This window comes from Streptomyces sp. DSM 40750 (genome assembly GCF_024612035.1).
Classification (GTDB): Bacteria; Actinomycetota; Actinomycetes; order Streptomycetales; family Streptomycetaceae; genus Streptomyces.
The window spans coordinates 7,258,876-7,282,542 of the sequence record NZ_CP102513.1 but is presented as its reverse complement, the minus strand read 5'-3'; the positions used below and the strand labels follow the sequence as shown (position 1 = coordinate 7,282,542).

Below are 23,667 nucleotides of genomic sequence, written 5' to 3'. Positions count from 1 at the left end.
TCTCTTCCTCCTCCATCGTCCGGCCATACCGGCACCCCCGCATCCGCGCAGTCCATGGTCCAAACGCGTGACCCGATCCCATGGTCCGAGGGATAGCGTTTCGGCATGTGTGTCTCCCTCGCTCCGGCCGAGTTCTCCGGCACCACCCTGTACTGCGGGCGGCTGCACCACGCCGACCACGGGCTGATCCACGTCCTCGGCTACCAGAACACCGCGACGAACCTCGCCGACGGCCCGAACGCCATGCTGCTGCACCTGCCGGCACAGCGCATGAGCCGCCACAACTTCCTTTCCGTGGGGCGGAGTTCCGATCTGCTGAAGCGGATGGTGGACGCCGTACGGCCGGTGTCCGTGGGGGTGGTCCAGGACTCGATGGACTGGATGGGATGGGACCGCTCGCCGGCCGTCGAGGTGTTCGAGCACAATGTGTACACCGTGGTGCTCGCCCGGGATCCGCGCGCCGTACCGGCGGCGCTCGCCGAGGTTCCGGAGCGCCGACGGCCCGCACTCGAGCCGGAGTTGTTCGCGTTCTACGCCGAGCGCTACCCCGGCCACGCCATCGCCGTCTGCTGCTTCGACAACGCGCAGGCGGCGCGGGCGAAACCGCTGCTCATGTGGTACCCGCCGCTCGATCCCGAACTGCTCACCCTGCCCGCGCTCGACTGCCACACCGGGGGCGTGCCCGACCTCGACTCCCCCGTCCCCGTGGACCATTGGGTGATCCTCGGCAGCGACGAGGCCCCGGCCGGCTGGGGAGCGCCGGTCGCGTACGACCCCGTCATGCGTCATGGCCTGCGCGACTACCTCCCCGACGCGGTCATCGGGTGGCACTTCGACGGCGTCCTCCCCAACGGCGACTTCGCGATCAGCCACGACGACGTGCTGAGCGGGGACCCGGAGCGCGTGACCAGGGTCCGGCCGTAGGGCGAGCGCCGCATCCGTTCCCGTACGGTACGGCCGTCCTCAGGCCCCGCTCCCGTACGGCCTGGTGATGATCTCCAGGTTGTGGCCGTTCGGGTCGTCGAAGTACGTGCCGCGGCCGCCGTCGTTGGTGTTGATCTCCATGGTCCGGCGGTGGAAGGGGTCGGCCCAGTAGGTGAGGCCGGCCCGCTTGACGCGGGCGAGGATCTCGTCGAACTCGTCCTCCGTGACCAGGAAGGCGTAGTGCTGGGGCGTGATGGGGTCGGGCGAGTCCATGTAGTCGAGGGTCACGCCGTTGGGGATCTCGACGGGGATGAACGGGCCGTACGGCGGGCTCACCTCCAGCCCCAGGATGTCGGCCAGGAACCGGGCCGAGGTCTGCTTGTCGTGAGCGGCGACGATCGTGTGGTTCAGCGCGACGGACATCGCGGACACCTCCCCGTACGTCTGCGTGAACGCCGCATCGCCGGTGCGGCGTCCGCGCACCTCTGTCATGACAGGCCTTCTCCACGCTACTCGGACCCGCGACATCACCCCACCGAAACGGAGGTTAAGGTAAGGCTTGCCTTAGTGAGTGATCGGAGCAGCGGTGCGTACGTGGGGTTCGAAGGCCGTACTGGCCGTGGTCGTGGTCGGCGGGCTCGTCGCCGGGTGTTCCTCCGACGGTGGCGGTACGGCGGAGAGCGACGGCGCCTCCGAAGGGTCGCGCAGCCAGGTCCGGGGCGCCACGGCGGGGCCGTCCGCCGCGCCGAGCGAGCCGGCGAAGGGGATGGGCTCCGACGAGGACACGGACGGGGCGTTCCCGCGGAGCGTCACCCACTTCCAGGGCACGACCGAGATCAAGAGCGAGCCGAAGCGGATCGCGGTGCTCAGCACCGGGCAGTTGGACGACCTGCTGTCGCTGGGCCTCGTCCCCACGGCCGCCACACGCGGCGACAACGCGGGGCTCGTGCCCGACTACCTCGCGGACGCCTTCCCCAAGGAGAAGTCGAAGCTCGCGGACATGACGGACGCCGGTACGCGGCAGGCACCCAACCTGGAGTCCCTGGCCACGGCCGAACCCGACCTGATCCTCGCCAACGACTCGCTCGGCGACCTCTACCCCAAGCTGTCGAAGATCGCGCCGACCGTCATCACCGCCGGCAACGGTGTCAACTGGAAGCGCGACCTGCTTCTCGTCGGCGACGCCGTCGGCAAGGGACAGCAGGCCCAGCGGCTCCTCGACGACATCGTCGGGGAGGCGAAGGAGAAGGGCGCGGGCCTCGGCGACGGCACCGAGGTCTCCATGGTGCGGTTCACCCCGGACCGTACGCGGATGTTCGGCGTCTCCTCCTTCACCGGGTCCATCGCCGTCGACATGGGGCTCGGCCGGCCGAAGTCGCAGCGGTTCAACGCCATCTCGGAGGACATCGGCGCGGAGAGCGTCGACACCGCCGACGGCGACTGGATCTTCTACTCCGTGCAGGGCGACGCCTCCGAGACCGACGCCGCGAGCGTGCTCGCCGGGCCCCTGTGGAAGTCGATGAAGGCCGTCGAGGCGGGACACGCCGTCGAGGTCGACGACGACCCCTGGTACCTCAACGCCGGCCCGACCGCCGCACGACTCGTCATCGAGCAGCTCGCCGAGAACATCGGCAGGTGAGTGGTACGGGGGCGGCGACCGAGGCATCGAAGAGGGCCGGAGCAGGGGCGGTGAAAGGGGCCGGGGCCGGCGTGAAGTCCGTCGGCCGGCGGGGCGGCGGGGTCCGTGCCGGCCTGCTGCTGCTCGCCCTGCTCCTCACCGTGACCGCCGTCGCCCTCAGCCTCGCCGTGGGGACCCGTCAGGTGCCGTTGGCGACCGTCGTCGACGCCCTCCTGTACGGCGGGGATTCGCCGGACGCCCTGGTCGTACGGTCGCTCCGGGTCCCCCGTACCGCTGTCGGACTGGCGGCGGGGGCCGCGCTCGGGCTGTCGGGCGCGGCGCTGCAGGCGGTCACCCGCAACCCGCTCGCCGACCCGGGCATCCTCGGCCTGAGCCAGGGCGCGGCGGCGGGCGTCGTCCTCGCCATCGTGCTGGGCCTGGCCAACGGCTTCGCGGGGTACGTCTGGTACGCGTTCGGCGGTGCCGTCGTCGCCGCGTGCGTGGTGTACGCGATCGCGGCGCGCGGGCGGGGCGGGGCCTCGCCGGTGAAGCTGGCGCTGGCGGGGACGGCGTTCGGGGCGATGACGGCGGGCGCCAACACGGTTGTGCTGACGTCGAGTTCGGCGACGCTGGACCAGTTCCGGTTCTGGCAGGTGGGGGCGCTCAGCGGGCGGGACGCGGGGACGGTGGGGCGGATGCTGCCGTTCCTGGCGGTGGGTGCGGTGTTGGTGTTCCTGTGCGCCCGAGGGCTGGACGCCCTCGGGCTCGGCGACGACACGGCCCGCGCGCTGGGGCACCGGGTGCCTCTCGTACGGGCCGCCACGGCGCTCGGCGCGACCCTGCTGACCGCGGCCGCCGTCGCCGCCGCGGGCCCCATCGCCTTCGTCGGCCTCGCCGTCCCCCACCTCGCCCGCCGCCTCGTCTCCGGCGGCCACCGCTGGACCCTCCCCCTCTCGGCCCTCCTCGGCGCCGCGCTCCTCCTCGCCGCCGACGTCGCGGGCCGGGTGGTGCGGGCCCCGGCGGAGATACCGGCCGGCGTGATGACCGCGCTGGTGGGCGTGCCGGTGCTGGTGGTGCTCGTACGGCGGAGGAGGGTGAGCGGGTGACGGGGGCAGGGATACCGCCGGGGGCTGGTGCGGGGCGGGGTTCTGGGGCCGGTCCCGCGTCGCGGGGGGATGCCGGCGCCTGCATCGGAGCCGGCGACGCCCCTGCCACCGGAACGGGGGCGGACCACGCCCCTGCCACCGCGGCCGGAGCGGACCAGAGCCCCGGCGCCACCGCGCCCACTACGGCGCGGGGCCTCGACTCGGGCTCCGGCCGCCGGGCCGCTGACGCCGATGCGGCCCACCACGCAGACCTCCCGATGACCACGGCGGCAGCCGCGACCATCGCCACCGCCGCAGCCGCGACCGCAGCCGCGACCACCGCCACCGCCACCGCCACCGCCACCGCCACCGCCACGAGCCTGGACCCCGTTGCGCCTCCTTCCACGACGCCGCCCAACCCCGTGGCCGCCGCCGCACCCCCGCCCGCCGACCCCCGCCGCCCCGCCACGCCCTACCCCCACTCCGCCGGCCTCTCCGCCCTCCGGGTCAGGAACCACTCGGTGCTCCTCCACCGCCGCTCAGCCGCGGTCGCCGCCCTCCTGCTCCCGCTCCTCGCCGCGCTGATGCTGCTGTCGGCGTGTGTCGGGCAGACATTCGTGTCGCCGGGGGAGGTCTGGGAGGTGGTGCGGGGAGGCCGGTCGGGGCCGTACGCGCTCATCGTCGGGGAGTTGCGGGTGCCGAGGATCGTGCTCGGGGCGTTGGTGGGGGCGGCGCTCGGCGTGTCGGGGGCGCTGGTGCAGACGGTGACGCGGAATCCGTTGGCCAGCCCGGATGTGATCGGCGTCGGGCATGGGGCCGCGGCCGCGACGGTGCTGGCGCTGTCCCTGGGGATGGCGGCCTCGCCCGCCGCGTTGCCGGCGGTCTCCGTGGCCGGCGGGCTGGTGGCGGCCGCGCTCGTGTACGTGCTGGCCTGGCGGCACGGGATGCAGCCGAGCCGGTTCGTGCTGACCGGCGTGGGGATCGGGGTCGCGCTGTCGGCGGTCGTACAGCTCTATCTGACCGAGAGCGAGCTGGCCGCAGCCGAGCAGGTCAAGCTGTGGCTGACCGGGAGTCTGAACGGGCGGGGCTGGGAGCAGGCGGGGCCGCTCGGTGTGGTGCTTCTGCTCGCCCTGCCCGCGCTCGTCTGGGCGGGCCGGGCGCAGAAGCCGCTGGGGCTGGACCCCGACACGGCCGCGGCACTCGGCGTACGGGTGCATCGGGTGCAGCTGGCGCTCACCGCGCTGGGGGTGGTGCTCGCCGCCGTCGCCACGGGGGCGGCAGGGCCGATCGGGTTCGTGGCGCTGACCAGCCCGCAGCTGGCTCGGCGGCTCACCCGTACGCCCCAACTTCCCCTGATCTCCTCGGCGTTGACCGGGGCGCTCGTCATCGTCGCGGCCGATCTCGTGGCCCGCACGCTGGTGCCCCCACTGGAGATCCCGGTGGGGGCATTGACGTCGCTGGTCGGGGGGCCGTATTTGCTGTGGCTGCTGGGACGGGCACGGGGCGGCCGCACCGGCTGATTTCTCGCCCCCGCGGCTGTGCCCCTTCGACCCCAAGCCGCGGGTCCGTCGTGGTTGCTCGCGCAGTTCCCCGCGCCCCTGAAAAGCAGGGGCTGCGCGACCAGCCCCCACCCACCCGCACCCGACAACGAACCCTCGGGGTCGAAGGGGCGGCCCCGCGGTCGTCAGATCGTCGCCGTGTCGATCACGAAGCGGTAGCGGACGTCGCTCGCCAGTACCCGCTCGTACGCCTCGTTGATCTGGTCCGCGCGGATCAGCTCGATCTCGGCCCCGAGGCCGTGCTCGGCGCAGAAGTCGAGCATTTCCTGGGTCTCCTGGATGCCGCCGATACCGGAGCCCGCGAGGGTCTTGCGGCCGGCGATCACCGAGAAGAGGTTGAGCGCGACGGGCTCCTCGGGCGCGCCGACGTTCACGAAGGCGCCGTCGGTCTTCAGCAAGGACAGGTACGCGTCGAGGTTCAGCGGAGCCGAGACCGTCGAGACGATGAGGTCGAACGTGCCGGCCAGCTCCTTGAAGGTGGCCTCGTCGCTGGTGGCGTAGTAGTGGTCGGCGCCCAGCTTCAGCCCGTCCTCCTTCTTCCGGAGGGACTGCGACAGGACGGTCACCTCCGCGCCGAGCGCGTGCGCGATCTTGACGCCCATGTGGCCGAGGCCGCCGAGACCGACGACGGCGACCTTCTTGCCGGGGCCCGCGTTCCAGTGCTTGAGCGGGGAGTACAGAGTGATGCCGGCGCACAGCAGGGGCGCGGCCTCGTCGAGGGAGATGCCGTCGGGGATGCGCAGGGTGAAGGCCTCGTCGACGACGATCTTCTCCGAGTAGCCGCCGTAGGTCGGCTCGCCGTCCTTGCCGACGGCGTTGTACGTGCCGACGTTGCCCTTGAGGCAGTACTGCTCCAGGCCCGCCTCGCAGTTCTCGCACGCGCGGCAGGAGTCGACCAAGCAGCCGACGCCCACCTTGTCGCCGACGGCGAACTTGGTGACGCCGGAGCCGACGGCCTCGACGACACCGGCGATCTCGTGGCCCGGGACCATCGGGAAGATCGCCTCGCCCCAGCCCTCGCGGGCCTGATGGATGTCCGAGTGACAGATACCGGCGTACTTGATGTCGATCAGAACGTCGAACTCACCGACTTCGCGGCGCTCGATGGTGGTGCGCTCCAGCGGAGCCTTGGCGGCGGGCGCCGCGTAGGCGGCAACAGAGGTGGTCATGCCGGGATTCTCCTGATCGTCGTTCCGCATCCGGCTGCCTTCCGGCCGGCTGCGGATACCAGCCTGCCCCAGATCCCTGGGGTCACCCAGGTCACGGCTTTGCGTACGTCCGCTGGTCCTACTACTGGCGAGGTCAGGCTCGTAGACGTACGACCGTGAATACTTACCGTATGGACGAACAGCCCGAAGCAGTACAGGAGCCGCAGGCCGACGCGGCCATGGGAGCCGCCGGTGGCGCCGGTGCCCTGGACCGGCGTGCCGAGCTCAGCGAGTTCCTGCGCTCCCGGCGGGCCCGGCTGAAGCCGGAGGACGTGGGGCTGCCGTCCTTCGGGCGGCACCGGCGGGTGCCCGGGCTGCGCCGGGAGGAGCTGGCCCAGCTCGCGGGTGTGTCGGTGGCGTACTACACGCGGCTGGAGCAGGGCAACGGGCGCAATGTGTCGGCGGAGGTGCTCGACGCCATCGCGCGCGCCCTTCAGCTGAACGACGCCGAGCACGCGCACCTCACGCACCTCGCCAAGCCGAAGGCGCACAAGAAGAAGCGGTCGGCCCGTCCGCAGCAGGTACGCGGTGCGCTGCGGCAGCTGGTCGACACGCTGGACGGCATCCCCGCGTACGTCACGGGCCGGCGTTCGGACATCCTCGTCTGGAACCGGATGGCGGCGGCGGTCTTCGGGGACTGGTCGGAGCTGCCGGCGCAGGAGCGGAACTGGGCGCGGATGGTGTTCCTGCGGCCCGACTACCGTGATCTGTACGTCGACTGGGACCAGAAGGCGGCCGACATGGTCAGCTATCTGCGGATGGACGCGGGTTGCCATCCGGACGATCCGCTGCTGTCGGCGCTGGTGGGCGAGTTGTCGGTGAAGAGCGAGGAGTTCCGGCGGCTGTGGGCGACGCACGACGTGAAGCAGAAGAGCCACGGGGTGAAGCGCATGCGCCACCCCCTGGTCGGTGATCTCACCCTCTCCTTCGAGACGTTCCACCTCCCCGACGACCACGAGCAGACCCTGATCACCTACCACGCCGAACCGGGCTCCCCCTCGGCCGACGCCCTCCGCCTGCTGGCCAGCTGGGGCTCGGACGCGACCCGGGCGCCGACGATGCCGTAGCCGGGCGAGGACGGACGGGCGACCCCATGGCCGGGCACCGGCGGGCGGCGCCACAGCCGGATGCCACGGCGCCGCCCGCCGGTACGAGACGCGTATCCCACCTGCCGAAAGGCGTCTGTCACTGCCGAAGACGTGATCTCACCTGCCGACATACGCGTCTGAAGTCCGGTGCCGCGAAGGCCGGTTCGGCGGCGGCGTCGGGCACGGTGATGTCCACCGGTTTCGTCTTGCGGGCGTCCAGCGTGAGGAAGATCTTCCGGTCGACGGTGAACGTCAGCCGGGCCAGCCAGGCCGCTCCCTTGCCGTAGTCCTTCGGATCCACGACGATCCCGGCGTTGAGGATGTAGTTCCCCTCCGGCACCCGCAGCTCGACCGTGCCGTCCTTGTCGTAGGGCGTGAACCATTCGCCCTCGGCGAGCCCGGAGACACCGGTCAGGTCGAGCATGTGGTTCACGGCCGGCTTCCCGTCCCGGCCGACCATCGTGAGCGTGACGTCGTACGACTCCACCTCGCGCCGCACGGCCGCCACCGTGCGTACGCTCTGGCCGCCGCCGGTGGCGGTGACGTACGCGGTTGTACGCGCCGTCGAGGCCGCCGCCGAGCGCCACGGCGGAGGCCATGGCGATCGTGGCCGTGCACACACTTCTGACGTGTCTGCGCAAGTCTCCCCCTTGATCCGGCCAGGGGACCTTCCGCACACATACGCATCCATTCCCCCCGGTCTACGCAGTATGACCGGGGGTCAACTCATGCCACATACCTCGCGACTGGCGCAAAGCGGCGAACCCGGGACCACGCGCGACCCGCACGCGCCCCGGATTCCACACCCACACGCCCCACGCCCAAACACGCGATGAGCGCCTCACGCCCCGGCGTTCTCCTTCACCGTGATCCGCCCCTTGCGGATCGTCGCGACCCGAGGGGCCTTCTTCGCCAGCGTCGAGTCATGGGTGACCATGATGAAAGTGAGCCCGTGCTCCTTCCACAGCGCCTCCAGGACCTCCATGATCTCGTCGCGCATGGACTCGTCGAGGTTGCCGGTCGGCTCGTCCGCGAGCAGCACCTTCGGCCGCTTCACCAGGGCCCGGGCGATCGCGACACGCTGCTGCTGACCACCCGACAACTCCGCCGGCAGATGCCCCAGCCGCTCCCCCAGCCCCACCGACTCCAACGCCTCCGCGGCCCGCTCCCGCCGCTCCTTCGCCTTCACCCCGAGCGGTACGAGAGCCGTCTCGACGTTCTCCTGCGCGGTGAGCGTCGGGATCAGATTGAAGCTCTGGAACACGAACCCGATGTTCTCGCTCCGCACGGTCGTGAGCTTCGCCTCCGACAACTTCGCCAGATCCGTGCCGTCGAGCTCGATACTCCCGTCCGACGGCTTGTCCAGCCCCCCGAGCATCTGGAGCAACGTCGACTTCCCCCCACCGGTCGGCCCCTGAATGACCAGCCGGTCACCATCGGCGATGGTGAGATCGACCCCGTCGAGCGCGGTGACGGTGTCCTTGCCGCGCGCGTAGCGCTTGGTGACGCCGGTGAGTACGTACATGTGCAACTCCTGGGAGACGTAAGGGGGTTGGTTGGTGAAGGACGCAGCTGGCCGATCTGCCTGCCGTAGCCTCGGGCAGTCGTGCCGCTGGGGCGGCACGGGTGGGCGCGGGCGGCACCCTGCAAGCGCCGGCCGGCGCGAGCCACCCCCGCCCAGCCCCAGCGCGCCGGGTGCCTGACACGGCAGGGCTACTCCACGCGCCGCAACGCGTCAGCCGGCCGCAGCCGGGACGCCCGCCACCCACCGAACGCCCCCGCGATCAACCCACCCGCGACGGCAAGCGCCACCGCGACGGCGATCGTGCTGACGCTGACAGGCGCTGTGAGGGCCACTTCGAGCGCGTCCGAAGCGGCCTGCTGCCCGCCGCCGGGACCACCCCCACCGGGGAAGCCACCGCCCGGCCCCCCACCGAATCCACCCCCGGTCGCGCCGATCTCCGCCTGCAGCGACGGACTGATCGCCGTGACGAGGTACGCACCGCCAAGCCCCAGCGCGATACCGAGCGCACCACCGACGAGCCCGTTGACGACGGCCTCACCGACGACCTGCCGGGTCACCCGCCCGGACTTCCAGCCGAGCGCCTTGAGTGTGCCGAACTCCCGTACCCGGCGGGACACGGCCGAGGAGGTGAGCAGCCCGGCCACCAGGAACGCGGCGACGAGCACCGCGATGGACAGCCACTTGCCGACGTTGGAGGCGAGGTCGGAGGCCGTGGAGAGAGACCCGGAGACCGTCTCGGCGAGATCGGCGGAGGTCGTGACAGTCGTCCCGTCGATGTTCTTCTGGATGGCCGCCTTGACGCTGTCGATCTGCTGCGAGTCGCTCGCCTTGACGTAGATCGTGGTGACCTTGTCCTTGGAGTCGCTGAGCGTCTGCGCCTGCTTCAGCGGCATGTAGAGGTTGGCCGCCGCGTCCCCGCTGTCGGGCGTGGCGATCCCGATGACCTTGTACTTGACGCTGTCGATCGTGACGCTGTCACCGACCTCCAGCTCCTTCTCCTTGGCGTACGACTTGTCCGCGACGACCACCTCGGCGTTCGTCTCGGACGTCTTGAACGTACGACCGCTGGTGATCTTCGAGGAGGTCAGCGGGCCGAGGGCGGGCTGGGTGACGTCCGTGCCGTAGACGGAGTAGTTGTCGACGTCGAACTCGGCGCCGCCGCCCTCGACACGCCCCTCGGGCTGCCCGGTGCCGCCGTTCTGGCCGCCGGGCGTGCCCTGCTGCTGGCCACCGGCACCCTCGTCCTGCTGGAACTGTCCCTGCCGGAACTGACCGTTCACCTTGACGACTTGGAGACTGAGACCACCGACGGCCTCCGAGACACCCTCCTGCTCGCCGACCTCGGCGACGGTCGAGCTCGCAAGGGTCTGGAAGCCCTGGACCCGGACGAGGTCGCTGCTCTGTTCCTCGTCGGAGTCGTTGTCCTGGGCGTCGAACTCGAACCGCGGGCGGTCGCCGCCGTCCTCGCCGGGTGCGGCGGCGGCCTTGGTGACGGTCATGTCCGTGCCCAGGCCGTACAGGGATTGGAGCACCTTGGTCTGTGCCTTCTCCATGCCCGACGACACGGAACTGACCACGATCACCAGCGCGATGCCCAGGGCGAGACCGGAGGCGACGACGAGCGCCGCCTTTCTGCGGCGGCGCAGTTCGCGCCTCAGGTAGGTGAAGAACATGGCCGAAAGCTAGGGACACCGTGTGATGAAGGGATAAGTCCTTGATAAGAGCCTGATGAGAACCCTGTGCGCACTTCCGGAAACACCGGTGCCGCCCCCAAGAGTCTTGGGGGCGGCACCGGTGTTTCACAGCTGACAGCGGATCAGACCACAGCGGATCAGGCCTCCGAGCCGGCCGTCCAGTCGGCCCAGCTCAGGTTCCAGCCGTTGAGGCCGTTGTCCGGGGCGACCGTCTTGTCACCGGTGTTCCGGATGTCCACGACGTCACCGACGATCGAGTTGTTGTAGAACCAGGCGCCCTCGGTGTCGGGGTCGTTCGCACCCTTGGTGTCGTTCAGACCGACACAGCCGTGGCTGGTGTTGACGTTGCCGAAGACGGAGTCGGCGCCCCAGTAGTTGCCGTGGATGAACGTCCCGGAGGTGGTGAGGCGGATGGCGTGCGGCACGTCCTTGATGTCGTACTCGCCCTTGCCGTCGTCGTCGGTGAAGCCCACGGTCGCGCCGTTCATGCGCGTCTCCTTGAACATCTCCGACATCACCATGACGCCCTGGTACGTCTTGTTCTCGGGCGAACCGGCGGAGATCGGAATGGTCTTGACGACCTTTCCGTCCTGCGTGACCTTCATCGTCTTGGTCTTGGCGTCGACGATCGAGACCTGGTTACGGCCGATCTTGAAGGACACCGTCTTCTGCTGCACACCGTAGACACCCTCGGCGCCCTCGACCCCGTCGAGCGCGAGCTTCAGGGTGACGGTGGAGCCCTCCTGCCAGTAGTCCTCGGGGCGGAAGTCGATGCGGTTGGCGTTGAACCAGTGCCCGACGACCTCCTGGCCGGAGGTGGTGGAGACGGTGATCCCCTTCTGGACGTCGGCCTTGTTGGTGATCGCCTTGTCGAAGTTGATCGAGACCGGCATGCCGACGCCGACGGTGGAACCGTCCTCGGGCGTGAAGTTGCCGATGAAGCTGTTGGCAGGGGAGACCGTGGTGAACGAGGCGTTCTCGTGGGCCTCGCGGCCGTCGGAGTCCTTGGCGGCGGCGGCGATCTTGTAGCTGGTGGACCGCTCCAGCTGCACGCTGGGCGACCAGGTCTTCTTGTCCGCGGATATCTCGCCCTCGACGGCGGCGCCCTCGGCGGTGGTCATCGTCACCTCCGTGAGCGTGCCCTTGCTCACCGTGACCTTGGCCGAGTTGTTGATGGAGGCGTTGTCGGAGCCGTCCTTCGGCGTGATCTTGATGTCGGCCTCGGAGGTCTTCTCGGCCGCCGCCTCGTCGGCCTTGGCCTGCGAGGAGTCCCCGCCGTCGTTCCCGGACGCGTTGTCACTGCCGCCTCCGCTGCACGCAGAGAGCACCAGCACCCCGCCGAGCAGTGCGGACGCGACCGACAGGCCCCTGCGCCGCTTACTGTTCGTCATCACACGCTTCTCCATCGTTGCCGAATCCCCAAAACCCCGAAGATCCCCGTGAGCACTTAAACACCACTACGGCACCTGGCCGTTCCGCTCATCACGGATATGTGGGATACGCCACTCCACCCGCAACGGATCGACGGCGACCCGGCGGCGGTGCACAAGTGACTGGTGCGCCCCATGAGACGAGAAAACCCCGGGCGGCGGTTGCCGTCCGGGGCCATGAATCTCCCCCGGCCGCTCAGCCGACCCTGTCTTCCCCGTCTTCCTCTTCGTCCTCGCGGTCATCATCCTCGTCGAGACCCCATTCCGGCGAATCGGGGTCGTAGTCGATACCTTCACTGCTCCAGGAGGCCTGGGCGAGTTCGACCCCCGGCACCTCCCCGACCAGGTCGAACGGGTCGATCAGATAGGCGAGGGCCTCCGCCGTGTCCTCCGCCACCGCGCTCTCGGCGTGTACCCGCTCATCGGCAGGCATATCGGAGTCGGCAGCGATCCGCCCCAAAGCGGCCCCGGTGATGGCCTCTACGTTCTCGACCTCCACCACCAATTCGACGCGAAGCCGTACAAACTGCGATGTCTCCGTTGTACTCATGCTCCGGAGCGTACGGCTCACAGGTCACGCGACTTTCCCACGACCCGCGCCTTTCATTAGCATCGCTCCCTACGGCCAATTCGCCAGCGCCACAAGGGGATCGATATTCCGTGTCCGTCGCACGTCGCGCGTCGTCCACCGCCCGCCGATCGCTGCTGACCGCCACCGCCGCGGGCACCCTCCTGGGTGTCCTCTGGTTCGTGCCGTCCGCCAACGCGACCCAGGACGAGGCGGCCATACGAGAGCAGACGCCCACGAGCGCCTCCGGCGTGGAGACCGGCAACGACACCGAACTGGCCGACACCGGCAGCCCCAACACCACGCCCTACATCATCGGCGGCACGGCCATGCTGGGCCTGGGCGCGGGTTTCGTCGCGTACTCGATGCGCCGCGAACGCGAGGAATACGGCCCGTTGGGCGGCGCGTAGCCGTCTGCGGGTGAGTGAGGGCTCGCCGCCCAGTTCCCCGCGCCCCTTGAAGCACCGGGGGCGCCCCATGCCGCCAAGGGGCGCGGGGAACCGCGCGATCGACCACGCGCGACCGCCAACTCAGGCGAGCGCCCCGGTGACAGACTCCGCGGCCGCCACCAACCGCCCATCCCGAACGAACGCGTCGGTCAACGCCAGATCGGGCGCGAGGAACCGATCGGGACCAGCCCCTTCCACCCCGGCCTGACGCACGGCATCCACCACGGCCCGAGTGGCCGGCGCAGCCGTCAGCCCCTCCCTCAACTCCACAGCCCGCGTCCCCGCATACAACTCGACCGCGAGCACCCGCGTGAGATTGTCCACGGCGGTACGCAGCTTCCGCGCCGCCGACCACCCCATCGACACATGGTCCTCCTGCATCGCGGAGGACGGAATCGAGTCCGCGGAAGCCGGCACGGCGAGCCGCTTCAGCTCACTCACCAGGGCCGCCTGCGTGTACTGCGCGATCATCAGCCCGGAGTCCACCCCGGCATCGTCCGCGAGGAACGGCGGCAACCCGTGCGACCGGTTCTTGTCGAGCAACCGATCCGTACGCCGCTCCGCGATCGACGCCAGATCCGCCACCGCGATCGCCAGGAAGTCGAGGACGTACGCGACCGGCGCGCCATGGAAGTTGCCGTTGGACTCGACCCGCCCGTCCGGCAGCACGACGGGGTTGTCGACCGCCGCCGCCAGCTCCCGCTCGGCGACGAGCCGCGCGTGCGCGAGGGTGTCGCGCCCGGCCCCGGCCACCTGCGGAGCGCACCGCACGGAGTACGCGTCCTGCACCCGGGGCGCGTCGTCCTGATGGTGCCCGGTGAGCTCCGACCCCTTCAGCACGGCGAGCATGTTGGCCGCGGAGGCCGCCTGCCCGGGGTGCGGACGGATGGCGTGCAGCTCCGGCGCGAGGACCTTGTCGGTGCCGAGCAGCGCCTCCAGGGAGATCGCGGCGGTGATGTCGGCCGATGTGTACAGCCTCTCCAGGTCGGCCAGCGCCATGACCAGCATGCCGAGCATGCCGTCGGTGCCGTTGAGGAGGGCCAGTCCCTCCTTCTCGCGCAGCTCGACGGGGGCGATGCCGTGCTCGGCGAGCAGCTCACCGGCCGGCCGTACGACTCCGTCCGGGCCCTCGGCGTCGCCCTCGCCCAGCAGCGTGAGCGCGCAGTGGGACAGCGGCGCCAGGTCACCGGAGCAGCCGAGGGAGCCGTACTCGTGCACGACGGGGGTGATCCCGGCGTTGAGGATGTCGGCCATCGTCTGCGCGACCTCGGGCCGTACGCCGGTGCGGCCGGAGCAGACGGTCTTCAGTCGCAGGAACATCAGCGCGCGTACGACCTCGCGTTCCACCCGCGGTCCCATGCCGGCGGCGTGCGAGCGGACGATGTTGCGCTGGAGCCGGGCGCGCAGCTCCTGGCTGATGTGCCGGGTCGCGAGGGCGCCGAAGCCGGTGGAGACCCCGTAGACGGGTTCGGGCTTGGCCGCCAGCGCGTCCACGATCTCGCGGGCCGCGGCGAGGGCCGCCACCGCCTCGCCGGACAGCTCGACCCGGGCGCCGGCGCGCGCCACGGCGAGGACGTCGTCCGCGGTGACCCCGGACGTCCCGAGCACCACCGTGCCCACAGAGTGCATATCCATATTCAGGATCGTAGGGACTGAATCGCCGAATGTCACGACCGCACGATGGAAGAGGTCCTTACCTAGTGACGCGGGCCGCTTCCGGAGGCCGCGGACACCGCGGCGAGACTATCCGCGTAGATCAGAAACAGATCAGAGAACGATCAGAGAACCCTCCGGGATTGATCAGAATCCCGCAGGTCAGAGCCCTTTTGACACCCCCTCCCCATAAGGTCGGAGCACGTGATGACATGCGGCCGGAGCCCCCCTCCGCCGCACTTTCCTCACTCACAGGCCGGCCCACGGCCCACTCCCCCCTTGGCCGTGGGCAGCCCAGGACCGCGCGCTGACTCGACCCAACGCGCGGACCGCCCTAGGACCGGCGCCCTCGAATGCGGCGCCGGTCCCCCGGGTGCGCGGGATCGACCGGGGCGGGCGGCCGGTCGGCGAGGCTGACCACCGGATCTTCCGCCCCGTCGCCCTCACGGCCCGCCACGACCGGCTCGACGGAACCGGCGGCCTTGGCCCGGTACTGCGCGGCGTCGGCGAGCCGGAAGAGCCGCCGGGCCGACCGCAACGGTCCGATCGGATCCCCGGTGGAGGCCACCCCGCAGGCGATCCCGTCGCCCGGCTCCAGCTCCCGCGCCCGTACGCAGAGGTCACCGGCGACCCGTACCACCTCGTCCGCCGACGGCCCCACGGCGAGCAGACAGAACTCGTCGCCGCCGAGCCGCGCGGCCAGCACCCCGGGCAGAGCGGCCGCGCAACGCGAGAGCACGGAGCCGAAGCGCTCCAACAACTGGTCCCCCACCGCGTGCCCATAGGAGTCGTTGACCTTCTTCAGGCCATTGAGGTCGCAGACGACGAGGCTGATCACCGCGCCGTCGCGCCGGTGCGCCTCCATCGCCTCGTCCAGCCGGAGGTCGACCGCACGCCGGTTGCCGAGCCCGGTGAGCGAGTCCGTGAAGGCGAGCCGCCGGGCCTCCTCCAGCCGCTCCGACTGCGCGATCCCGGCCGCCACGACCGAGGCGAGCACGGTGGCGAACGCGGCGTCGTCGCCGTGGAAGACGGGTTCCCCGGCGGGCCGGGCCACATACAGCTCGCCCCACGCCCTGCCGTTCAGCACGATGGGCGCCACGACGCAGCAGCCGCGCCCGCGCCGGCGCAGCGCCGCGACCCGCTGATGGCAGTAGCCGCCGGGGCGCCGCCCGGTGACCGGTCCGGCCGCCGTCTCCACCCAGGCGTTGGGCTCCCCGCCCTCCAGCCACCGCTCGTGCAGGAACTCCGCGATCTCCGGGAACTCGTGCACCGGATACGTCTCGTCCTCGGGGAACTCCTCCTCGTCCGCCGCGCGGTTCCCCACATTGACGAGCACCCGCAGCAGCCCACGCTCCCGCTCCCACACGGACAGCGCGGCGAAGCTGCCCGACAGGGCCCGGCACGAGCCGTCAGCGGCTGCCCGCCACGTCTCGCGCGGCGTGTGCGCCCCGGCCATGCCACGCGCCAGCGCCACCACAGCCCTCAGCCGCCTGTCCTCGCCCATCACCCCAGGCTAGGGAGCTTTGAGGCGATTTGGGACGTTGGTGGGGCGAACAGGGGTACGGGTCGGGGGCGCCCGCAGGTGAGGGCTCCGCCCGCTCGCCGGCCAGCCGGGGCAGCCGGGCTCCGGGTGCCGTGGGTTGTCGGGCTCCAGGTGGACCTGCGGTTCGCCCCCGGCCGACCCCGGTTCGCCCCCGGCCAGTCGCGCTCCGACGTGGCCCCGCGTATCGTGCGCCGGTCAATCAGGGCTGGGCGAGCCCCGTGGGTCACTCCCCCGGCCAGTCGGGCTTCCGCTTCTCGTTGAAGGCGGCGACGCCCTCCGCCCGGTCACCCGAGAACGCCACCGAACGCCATGCCGCGTCCTCGACCTCCAGCCCGGCCCGCAGGTCGAGCCCATGGCCGAGCCGCAGCGCGCGCTTGGCCGCGCGCAGCCCTACGGGCGAGTTCGCGGCGATCCGCGCGGCCAGCGCCAACGCCTCGTCCCGGTCCCGACCCGCCTCCGCCAACTGATCCACGAGCCCCCACTCCCGTGCCTCCACGGCCTCCAGCCGTCGCGCCGTGAAGATCAGCTCGGCTGCCCGCGCGGCCCCCACCCGACGCGGCAGCAACTGCGTACCGCCACCGCCCGGAATCACCCCCACCGATACCTCGGGCAGCCCCACCACCGCCGTACGGTCGGCCACGATCAGGTCGCAGGACAGGGCGAGCTCGAAGCCGCCGCCCAGTGCGAAGCCGTGCACGGCGGCGACGGTGGGCATCGGCAACTCCAGTACGCCGGTGTATGCCGCCCGTGCGACGGGCCGCTGCCGCATCAGATCGGCGTCACTGAACGAGTTCCGCTCCTTCAGATCCGCTCCCACACAGAACGCCCGCTCATGGGTCGACGTCACCACGACCACGCGTACGTCCCGGTCGGCGGCCAGCGCCTCGCACGCCGCCGCGATGGAACGGGCCATCTCGGTCGACACGGCGTTCATGGCCTTGGGCCGGTCGAGGACGAGCTCGGCGACGTACGCGTGCCGCCGTACGACGACGAACTCGCCGTATCGCCGCTCGTCCCCCTGCCCCGCCCCCGCCGCCCGCTCCACTGCCGCGCCGTCGCCCATGACACCCTCCCGGTTAACGCGGGTTAACTACCGTCGCTCCGATCATCGCAGCCGGACCCCGCCGGGGAAAGCCCGGGCAGGGACGTGCCGGTGACATTCCGGGCGCCAACCTGCCGGTGACACCCGGGCGACAACTCGCCGGTGACATCCCGGGCGAGGCCCGACGGCAACCCCGGCGGCCGTTTCCTCGTTCGAGTGACATCCGCCCTTGTCCGGCCACACCGCCCATCGCGCCGCATAGCCTGCGCTCCGCCACAGGCGCACCGGGGGACACGGGCGCGCAGGGGAGGGACAGGCCATGACGACGGACACGGCGACCATGCCGACACCGAGCACTACCGCGCCGCGCCGGGCGCCACAAGGGGCACCGGAGACCGGAGCGAGGCCTGCGACACCGGCGCCTTCCGGAACAGCGGGAGCAACGGGCCCGACGGGGCCGTCGATGCCGTCAGCGGCGACGGGGCCGTCGGGGCCCTGGCGGCCGCTGGCGACACCTGCCGGCCCTGCGGCACCCACGCCTTCCGCGACACCAGGGCCATCAGCGGCATCCGCGACGTCGGGGCCATCGGCGACGTCGGGGGCATCGGCGACGTCGGGGGCATCGGCGCCCTGGATGCCGTCGGCCACGTCCGTGAAGGCCGCGACGGCCGTCTCGCCCGGCGCGTTCGGGTCGTCGGCGGAGCACCTGGACGAGGCCGGGTTCTCCCCCGGCCACCCCGCTCCCCGCCCGCGAGGTAGGCACCGTCGGCCTCGGCCCCGGAAGGTGCTGTTCGCGGTGGGTGGGATGGCGCTGGCGGCGGGGGCGCTGAGTCTCCTACGGCTGGCGTCGGATCCGGTCGGCGGTGGTTCCGGGGCGGCGGGCGCGGCGCCGAGGGCGGCGGACGAGGTCACGGACGAGGCGACCAATGCCGGGGCGACCATGGGGAGCGAGCCCTCGGCGGGCCCGGGGACCCCGACCGCCGACACCCCGATGGGCGGCGGAAACCCCGCGCCGACAGGGCCACCGTCACCGGGAGCGACCGCCCCCACGCCGACCCCCTCGACCTTCCTGCCCGCATCCTCGATCGGCGTCCAGATCCCCTCCGGCCCAGGCGCCCGGAACCTCCCCGGAAACCCGGCCGCCGCAGACACGACCCCGACATCCCGCATCCCCGAAACGCCCCGCCCCACCCCACCCGCCCCCACCCGGCCACCAGCGGCAGCACCCGAGCAGCCGACCACCCCCGACTCCGCGACCGCCCCCGGCGACACGGCGACCCCCGCGAAGCCCACAAGGCCAGGCCTGTGCGTCCTGATCACCGAACTCTGCGTCAACGACGCCCTGGGCCGGTGACGCGGGCACCCCGCTGCGGGCAGGGCAATGCACCCAGATGAAGCCCACAGCGGGCCCCGGCGGCGACAGCGCCAGGAAGCTCGCTGGCAGCGGGGGCCGGCAACGGCCCCGGCGAGGGCGAGGGCGAGGGCGAGGAAGCTTGACAGCAGCGAGTCGAAGCGGGGGTAGCGGCAGCGAGACCTCCGCGGCAGCAGCGTCAGGGCGTCGGCAACGGGGGCCTGACAGCGACAGCGGCAGGAAGCGTGCCGTCGGCGAGGCCCACGGACGGCAGGGTCCGAAGGGCCCCTGGCCCCGGCGGCACGGGCCTACACCCTCACGGCTTCCCCGGCCTCCGCGTCAGCAGCCACGGCTGGACCACGCCAAGACCACGTACCGGCCGCTGCCACATCGGCTGGAGGGCGAAGCGGTACGTCGGCGGTTCCTCGCCCTCCTTCTCGGCGGCGGCCGCGGCTTCTGCGGCCTCGGCCTCGGAGGCGGGAGCCTCGCCGGTGCGGGTCAGTTCCTCGGCGAAGGCGCCGTCGACCAGGACCGCGTCCTTCGGCGCTATCGAGGTGAGCCGGCTCGCGAGGTTCACGGTCGAACCGAAGACGTCGCCCATCCGGGTCGTCACCGTCCCGAAGGCCATGCCGACACGCAGTTCGGGCATGGTCTCGTCGTTGGCCATGGTCTCGATGAGGCGGAGGGCGATCTCGGCGGCGACTCCCGCGTCGTCGGTGGCGTACAGGACCTCGTCGCCCAGGGTCTTGATCAGCCGGCCCCCGTTCGCGGCCACCAGGTCCGCCGCCGTCGTCTCGAAGGCCTCGACGAGTTCGCCGAGCTCCTCCTCCTCCATACGACGGGTGAGGCGCGTGAAGCCGACGAGGTCGGCGAAGCAGACCGCGAGCCGCCGGTCGACCATCTCCTCGTCGTCCGCCGCCTGCACGACCCGCCCGGTGGCGGCGGCGAGCTGACGCCGCCAGACATAGACGAGGAACTCCTCCAGCTCCGGCAGCAGCAGCTCGACCAGCGGGTACGTCACCTCGGTCCGGGTCATCCCCGGCTCCGGCGGCTCGGTCAGCCCCTCCAGGAAGGAGTCGATCTGCCATTCGGCGAGCCGCGCCGTGGTCTGCCCGGTGGAGCGGGCCACCTGCACCGCCATGGCCTCACTCAGCAGCCCCGCCTCTACGAGACCGGCGAGCCGCCGCAGCGCGAGTACGTCCGCCTCGGTCAGCGCCTTGGCCTGGCCGATGTCCGCGAAGCCCATGGCCCGCCAGAAGCGGGACGCCAGCTCCATGGACACGCCCGCGCTGCGCGCCGCCTGAAAGGGGGTGTAGCGGCGCTCGGCCCCGAGGATGAGCCCTTCGAGCCGCAGCGCCAGCGGGTCCTCCTCACCGACGTCCGCGCCGTGGGAATCCCCTCGCTCGACAGACGCCGAGAGTGGGGGAGGCTCCACACGGCCATGCGCGTCCGTGCCGGAGCCCGTGTCCTCGACGCTCACGCCTGCTGCCCTTCCGATCTCCCGCGGTCACGTACTCGACCGGCCTCAACTCTACGGCAGGTGTGCGCCAGCTCACTCCGTCAGGTGGGGCCGATGGTGGGTGCCCTGCGTCCTTACGGCACCGGGCGCTGATGTGAGGCACCTGGGGCTTGCGCCCCCAGACCCCCCGCCGGTCGCCTCCGGGCCCGTCCTCGAACTCCGGACGGGCTTGCCCTACACGGCCGCACGCAGCTGCGGGCAGTCGCGCCGCCAGGGGCGGCACGGGCGCGCGGCGGCACTCGGTGAGCGCCGGGAGCGAAACCGACCCCCAGCAGGACCCCGGGTGCCCAGGCAACCAGACCCCACACGTCACACAGCCCGCAGATGCACGATGTCACCCGCCCCCACCGGCTCCTGCACCCCGTCCTCCGTCGCGAGGACCAGCCGCCCGTCCCCGTCCACCGCCACGGCCTCCCCCACGACCGACCGGTCGCCGGGCAGTTCGGCCCGCACTTTCCGCCCCAAGGTCGCGCACCCGGCGGCGTAGGTCTCCTGCAGTCCGCTCACCGAAGGGTCGCCCCCGGCGGCACGCCAGCGGCCGTACCAGTCCTCCAGGGACCTCAGCACGGCGCGCAGCAGGGGATCACGGTCGGTGGTCGCCGCGCCGGCGAGCAGCAGGGACCCGGCCGCGGGCACCGGCAGCTCGTCCTCCCGCAGGCTGACGTTGATGCCGATGCCGACCACGACCCCCTCCGCCCCCGCACGCTCCGCGAGGATGCCGCCGGCCTTGCGCTCCTCACCTGCCACGGTCACCAGCAGGTCATTGGGCCACTTGAGTGCCGTATCCACCCCTGCGGCTCTGGACAGCCCGGTCGCCACGGCGACACCGGTGAGGAGCGGCAGCCACCCCCAGTGCTGAACGGGCACGTCGCCCGGCTTGAGGAGGACGGAGAAGAAGAGCCCGGAGCGGGCGGGCGCGGTCCAGGTCCGGTCGAGGCGGCCGCGCCCCGCCTTCTGCTCCTCGGCGACGAGCACGGCACCCTCGGAAAGCCGGTCGGCGCGCCCCGCGAGGTCGGTGTTGGTGGAGCCGATGACCGGCACCACGTCCAGGGAACTCCACAGCCCTCCCTCCCGGACCAGTGCCCGGCGCAGGGAGGCGGAGTTGAGGGGCGGCCGGTCCAGGTCGGACCACGGGCCACTGGCGGGCCGGCCAGGCTCGTTGAACCTGTCGTTCGCGTCGTCTGAGGCATCTCGCGGCGTCATGCAACCCACATTAGGTGTGGTAAACGCCGCACTGCTGAACCGTATGCGCAGCACTACGCTACGGATGAGTAACCGGATCCACTTATGAGCACGTCCCGATACAACGCAAGTCCCCCTCTCACCTCACCACCCTCACGTCCCCATTGAGCAGGCAGGGAGCCGTATCCCGATGTCCGAGCCGGAAGAGATCGACATTCACACGACTGCGGGGAAGCTCGCGGATCTGCAGCGCCGTGTCCATGAGGCGACGCACGCCGGCTCCCAGCGCGCGGTGGAGAAGCAGCACGCGAAGGGCAAGTTGACGGCCCGTGAGCGGATCGAACTGCTCCTCGACGAGGACTCCTTCGTGGAGTTCGACGAGTTCGCCCAGCACCGCTCCACCGACTTCGGCATGGAGAACAACCGCCCGTACGGCGACGGAGTCGTTACGGGATACGGAACGGTCGACGGCCGCCCCGTCGCCGTCTTCTCCCAGGACTTCACGGTCCTCGGCGGCTCCCTCGGCGAGGTCTTCGGTCAGAAGATCATGAAGGTGATGGACTTCGCCCTCAAGACGGGCTGCCCCGTCATCGGCATCAACGACTCCGGCGGCGCCCGCATCCAGGAGGGCGTCATGGCCCTCGGCATGTACGGCGAGATCTTCCGCCGCAACACCCACGCCTCCGGGGTGATCCCGCAGATCTCCCTGGTCGTCGGCCCGTGCGCGGGCGGCGCGGTCTACTCCCCCGCGATCACCGACTTCACGGTCATGGTCGACCAGACCTCGCACATGTTCATCACCGGCCCGGACGTCATCAAGACGGTCACCGGCGAGGACGTCGGCTTCGAGGAGCTGGGCGGCGCCCGCACGCACAACGCGACGTCGGGCGTGGCCCATCACATGGCGGGCGACGAGAAGGACGCGATCGAGTACGTCAAGCAGCTCCTCTCCTACCTCCCGTCGAACAACCTCAGCGAACCCCCCGCGTTCCCGGAACAAGCCGACCTCGCCCTCACGGACGAGGACCGCGAGCTGGACGTCCTGGTCCCCGACAGCGCGAACCAGCCGTACGACATGCACACGGTGATCGAACACGTCCTGGACGACGCCGAGTTCTTCGAGACCCAGCCGCTCTTCGCCCCGAACATCCTCACGGGCTTCGGCCGGGTCGAGGGCCACCCGGTCGGCGTCGTCGCCAACCAGCCGATGCAGTTCGCGGGCTGTCTGGACATCGACGCCTCCGAGAAGGCGGCCCGCTTCGTCCGCACCTGCGACGCGTTCAACGTCCCGGTCCTGACCTTCGTCGACGTCCCCGGCTTCCTCCCGGGCGTCGGCCAGGAGCACGAGGGCATCATCCGCCGGGGCGCGAAGCTGATCTACGCGTACGCGGAAGCGACCGTCCCCCTGATCACCGTGATCACCCGCAAGGCCTTCGGCGGCGCCTACGACGTCATGGGCTCCAAGCACCTCGGCGCAGACCTCAACCTCGCCTGGCCGACCGCCCAGATCGCCGTCATGGGCGCCCAGGGCGCGGTCAACATCCTCCACCGCCGCACCATCGCCGCAGCCTCCGACGAGGAGCGCGAGGAGGTCCGCGCCCGCCTCATCCAGGCGTACGAGGACACGCTCCTCAACCCGTACACGGCGGCCGAACGCGGCTACGTGGACGCGGTGATCATGCCCTCCGAGACCCGCAGCCACCTCGTCCGCGGCCTGCGTCAACTGCGTACAAAGCGGGAATCCCTCCCCCCGAAGAAGCACGGCAACATCCCTCTCTAGGACTGCTGGGAGCCGACATGACCATCAAGGTCGTACGGGGCAATCCGACCCCGGAGGAGCTGGCCGCCGCACTGGCGGTCGTCCGGGCGCGCGCCGCGGCGGCAGCCACCGAGCCGCCCGGCGCGCCCGCATCCCGCGACTCCTGGTCCGACCCGTCCCGCATCGCCGCGCACCGCCTGCCGGCGCCGGGCCCCACCACCTGGAGCCGCACCTACTGGCCCGACTGAGCGGAACCGCCCCTACCGAATTGAGTACGCGTACTCAGGCGCCCGGCCCCCGGCCGTCGCACCATCGACGCATGCTCTGGTCCGACCCTGAGAACGAGCCGCCGAAGGAACTGCGCGACACGCAGGACATGCTTCGGCGGCTCGGCATTCTCATGGCCCTGGCCATGCTCCTGGCGATGCTGGTCCTGGGCATCCTCTGACCAGCGGCGTCCGGGGCTGGAC

At 71.3% G+C, this 23,667-nt stretch carries 22 protein-coding genes; 10 read left to right on the top strand and 12 right to left on the bottom strand.

Going from position 1 to position 23,667, the window contains the following annotated elements; genetic code table 11:
• The first annotated feature begins 105 nt into the window (after positions 1 to 105).
• Positions 106 to 924, top strand: coding sequence for a hypothetical protein (locus JIX55_RS32520; protein ID WP_257566787.1), 819 nt, complete (start codon positions 106 to 108; stop codon positions 922 to 924).
• A 39-nt stretch (positions 925 to 963) separates the two neighbouring features.
• Here JIX55_RS32520 and JIX55_RS32515 read toward each other — a convergent pair whose 3' ends face one another.
• A complete protein-coding gene (locus JIX55_RS32515) occupies positions 964 to 1,347 on the bottom strand; it encodes a VOC family protein (RefSeq protein WP_257569558.1) in 384 nt (127 codons plus the stop codon).
• A gap of 163 nt (positions 1,348 to 1,510) precedes the next feature.
• On the opposite strand from JIX55_RS32515, the gene JIX55_RS32510 reads away from it, so the two are divergent.
• From JIX55_RS32510 to JIX55_RS32500, 3 genes are all read left to right on the top strand, one after another.
• Positions 1,511 to 2,563, top strand: a complete 1,053-nt coding sequence (locus JIX55_RS32510) for an ABC transporter substrate-binding protein (RefSeq protein ID WP_257566786.1) — start codon at positions 1,511 to 1,513, stop codon at positions 2,561 to 2,563.
• A 113-nt stretch (positions 2,564 to 2,676) separates the two neighbouring features.
• Positions 2,677 to 3,648 carry a FecCD family ABC transporter permease gene (locus JIX55_RS32505; protein WP_257569557.1) on the top strand — a complete coding sequence of 324 codons (972 nt, stop codon included), beginning with the start codon at positions 2,677 to 2,679 and terminating at the stop codon, positions 3,646 to 3,648.
• A gap of 257 nt (positions 3,649 to 3,905) precedes the next feature.
• The gene (locus JIX55_RS32500) at positions 3,906 to 5,147 is read left to right on the top strand and encodes a FecCD family ABC transporter permease (protein ID WP_257566785.1); all 1,242 of its coding nucleotides are present in this window, start codon (positions 3,906 to 3,908) and stop codon (positions 5,145 to 5,147) included.
• 164 nt (positions 5,148 to 5,311) lie between these two features.
• Here JIX55_RS32500 and JIX55_RS32495 read toward each other — a convergent pair whose 3' ends face one another.
• On the bottom strand, positions 5,312 to 6,355 hold the full coding sequence (locus JIX55_RS32495; RefSeq protein ID WP_257566784.1) for an NAD(P)-dependent alcohol dehydrogenase: 1,044 nt from the start codon (positions 6,353 to 6,355) through the stop codon (positions 5,312 to 5,314).
• Positions 6,356 to 6,525: 170 nt separating this feature from the next.
• Here JIX55_RS32495 and JIX55_RS32490 point away from each other — a divergent pair, with 170 nt between their 5' ends.
• Positions 6,526 to 7,461 (top strand): helix-turn-helix domain-containing protein, encoded by a 936-nt coding sequence (locus JIX55_RS32490; protein ID WP_257566783.1) that lies wholly within the window; start codon positions 6,526 to 6,528, stop codon positions 7,459 to 7,461.
• Between the two features lie 118 nt (positions 7,462 to 7,579).
• Here JIX55_RS32490 and JIX55_RS32485 read toward each other — a convergent pair whose 3' ends face one another.
• The 5 genes from JIX55_RS32485 to JIX55_RS32465 all read right to left on the bottom strand — a co-directional run bounded on the left by JIX55_RS32485 (position 7,580) and on the right by JIX55_RS32465 (position 12,681).
• Positions 7,580 to 7,981 carry a hypothetical protein gene (locus tag JIX55_RS32485; RefSeq protein ID WP_306820051.1) on the bottom strand — a complete coding sequence of 134 codons (402 nt, stop codon included), beginning with the start codon at positions 7,979 to 7,981 and terminating at the stop codon, positions 7,580 to 7,582.
• A 342-nt stretch (positions 7,982 to 8,323) separates the two neighbouring features.
• Positions 8,324 to 9,007: an ABC transporter ATP-binding protein gene (locus JIX55_RS32480; protein WP_257566782.1), complete on the bottom strand. Its 684-nt coding sequence runs from the start codon at positions 9,005 to 9,007 to the stop codon at positions 8,324 to 8,326.
• Positions 9,008 to 9,195: 188 nt separating this feature from the next.
• Complete coding sequence (locus JIX55_RS32475) at positions 9,196 to 10,680, bottom strand: ABC transporter permease (RefSeq protein ID WP_257566781.1); 1,485 nt, start codon at positions 10,678 to 10,680, stop codon at positions 9,196 to 9,198.
• Positions 10,681 to 10,838: 158 nt separating this feature from the next.
• Positions 10,839 to 12,092, bottom strand: coding sequence for a L,D-transpeptidase (locus JIX55_RS32470; RefSeq protein WP_257566780.1), 1,254 nt, complete (start codon positions 12,090 to 12,092; stop codon positions 10,839 to 10,841).
• 235 nt (positions 12,093 to 12,327) lie between these two features.
• Positions 12,328 to 12,681, bottom strand: a complete 354-nt coding sequence (locus JIX55_RS32465) for a hypothetical protein (protein WP_257566779.1) — start codon at positions 12,679 to 12,681, stop codon at positions 12,328 to 12,330.
• Between the two features lie 110 nt (positions 12,682 to 12,791).
• Between JIX55_RS32465 and JIX55_RS32460 the strand changes: the two genes are divergently transcribed.
• On the top strand, positions 12,792 to 13,109 hold the full coding sequence (locus JIX55_RS32460; RefSeq protein WP_257566778.1) for an LPXTG cell wall anchor domain-containing protein: 318 nt from the start codon (positions 12,792 to 12,794) through the stop codon (positions 13,107 to 13,109).
• Positions 13,110 to 13,229: 120 nt separating this feature from the next.
• Here the strand turns inward: JIX55_RS32460 and hutH are convergent, their stop codons facing one another.
• The 3 genes from hutH to JIX55_RS32445 all read right to left on the bottom strand — a co-directional run bounded on the left by hutH (position 13,230) and on the right by JIX55_RS32445 (position 17,407).
• Positions 13,230 to 14,768: a histidine ammonia-lyase gene (hutH, locus tag JIX55_RS32455; protein WP_443046736.1), complete on the bottom strand. Its 1,539-nt coding sequence runs from the start codon at positions 14,766 to 14,768 to the stop codon at positions 13,230 to 13,232.
• A gap of 367 nt (positions 14,769 to 15,135) precedes the next feature.
• On the bottom strand, positions 15,136 to 16,305 hold the full coding sequence (locus JIX55_RS32450) for a GGDEF domain-containing protein (RefSeq protein WP_257566777.1): 1,170 nt from the start codon (positions 16,303 to 16,305) through the stop codon (positions 15,136 to 15,138).
• A 262-nt stretch (positions 16,306 to 16,567) separates the two neighbouring features.
• Positions 16,568 to 17,407 carry an enoyl-CoA hydratase/isomerase family protein gene (locus tag JIX55_RS32445; RefSeq protein ID WP_257566776.1) on the bottom strand — a complete coding sequence of 280 codons (840 nt, stop codon included), beginning with the start codon at positions 17,405 to 17,407 and terminating at the stop codon, positions 16,568 to 16,570.
• A 613-nt stretch (positions 17,408 to 18,020) separates the two neighbouring features.
• Here JIX55_RS32445 and JIX55_RS32440 point away from each other — a divergent pair.
• Positions 18,021 to 18,740 (top strand): hypothetical protein, encoded by a 720-nt coding sequence (locus JIX55_RS32440; protein WP_257566775.1) that lies wholly within the window; start codon positions 18,021 to 18,023, stop codon positions 18,738 to 18,740.
• A 313-nt stretch (positions 18,741 to 19,053) separates the two neighbouring features.
• On the opposite strand, the gene JIX55_RS32435 is transcribed toward JIX55_RS32440, so the two are convergent.
• Together JIX55_RS32435 and JIX55_RS32430 are read right to left on the bottom strand one after the other, a co-directional pair.
• The gene (locus tag JIX55_RS32435; RefSeq protein ID WP_257566774.1) at positions 19,054 to 20,217 is read right to left on the bottom strand and encodes an adenylate/guanylate cyclase domain-containing protein; all 1,164 of its coding nucleotides are present in this window, start codon (positions 20,215 to 20,217) and stop codon (positions 19,054 to 19,056) included.
• A gap of 348 nt (positions 20,218 to 20,565) precedes the next feature.
• Positions 20,566 to 21,459, bottom strand: coding sequence for a biotin--[acetyl-CoA-carboxylase] ligase (locus JIX55_RS32430; protein ID WP_257566773.1), 894 nt, complete (start codon positions 21,457 to 21,459; stop codon positions 20,566 to 20,568).
• 169 nt (positions 21,460 to 21,628) lie between these two features.
• Between JIX55_RS32430 and JIX55_RS32425 the strand changes: the two genes are divergently transcribed.
• The 3 genes from JIX55_RS32425 to mmpB all read left to right on the top strand — a co-directional run bounded on the left by JIX55_RS32425 (position 21,629) and on the right by mmpB (position 23,645).
• Entirely contained in the window at positions 21,629 to 23,218 is a 1,590-nt protein-coding gene (locus JIX55_RS32425) for an acyl-CoA carboxylase subunit beta (RefSeq protein WP_257566772.1), read from the top strand.
• Positions 23,219 to 23,235: 17 nt separating this feature from the next.
• Positions 23,236 to 23,445, top strand: coding sequence for an acyl-CoA carboxylase epsilon subunit (locus JIX55_RS32420; protein WP_257566771.1), 210 nt, complete (start codon positions 23,236 to 23,238; stop codon positions 23,443 to 23,445).
• A gap of 71 nt (positions 23,446 to 23,516) precedes the next feature.
• Complete coding sequence (gene mmpB / locus JIX55_RS32415) at positions 23,517 to 23,645, top strand: morphogenic membrane protein MmpB (RefSeq protein WP_257566770.1); 129 nt, start codon at positions 23,517 to 23,519, stop codon at positions 23,643 to 23,645.
• Positions 23,646 to 23,667 lie beyond the last annotated feature (22 nt).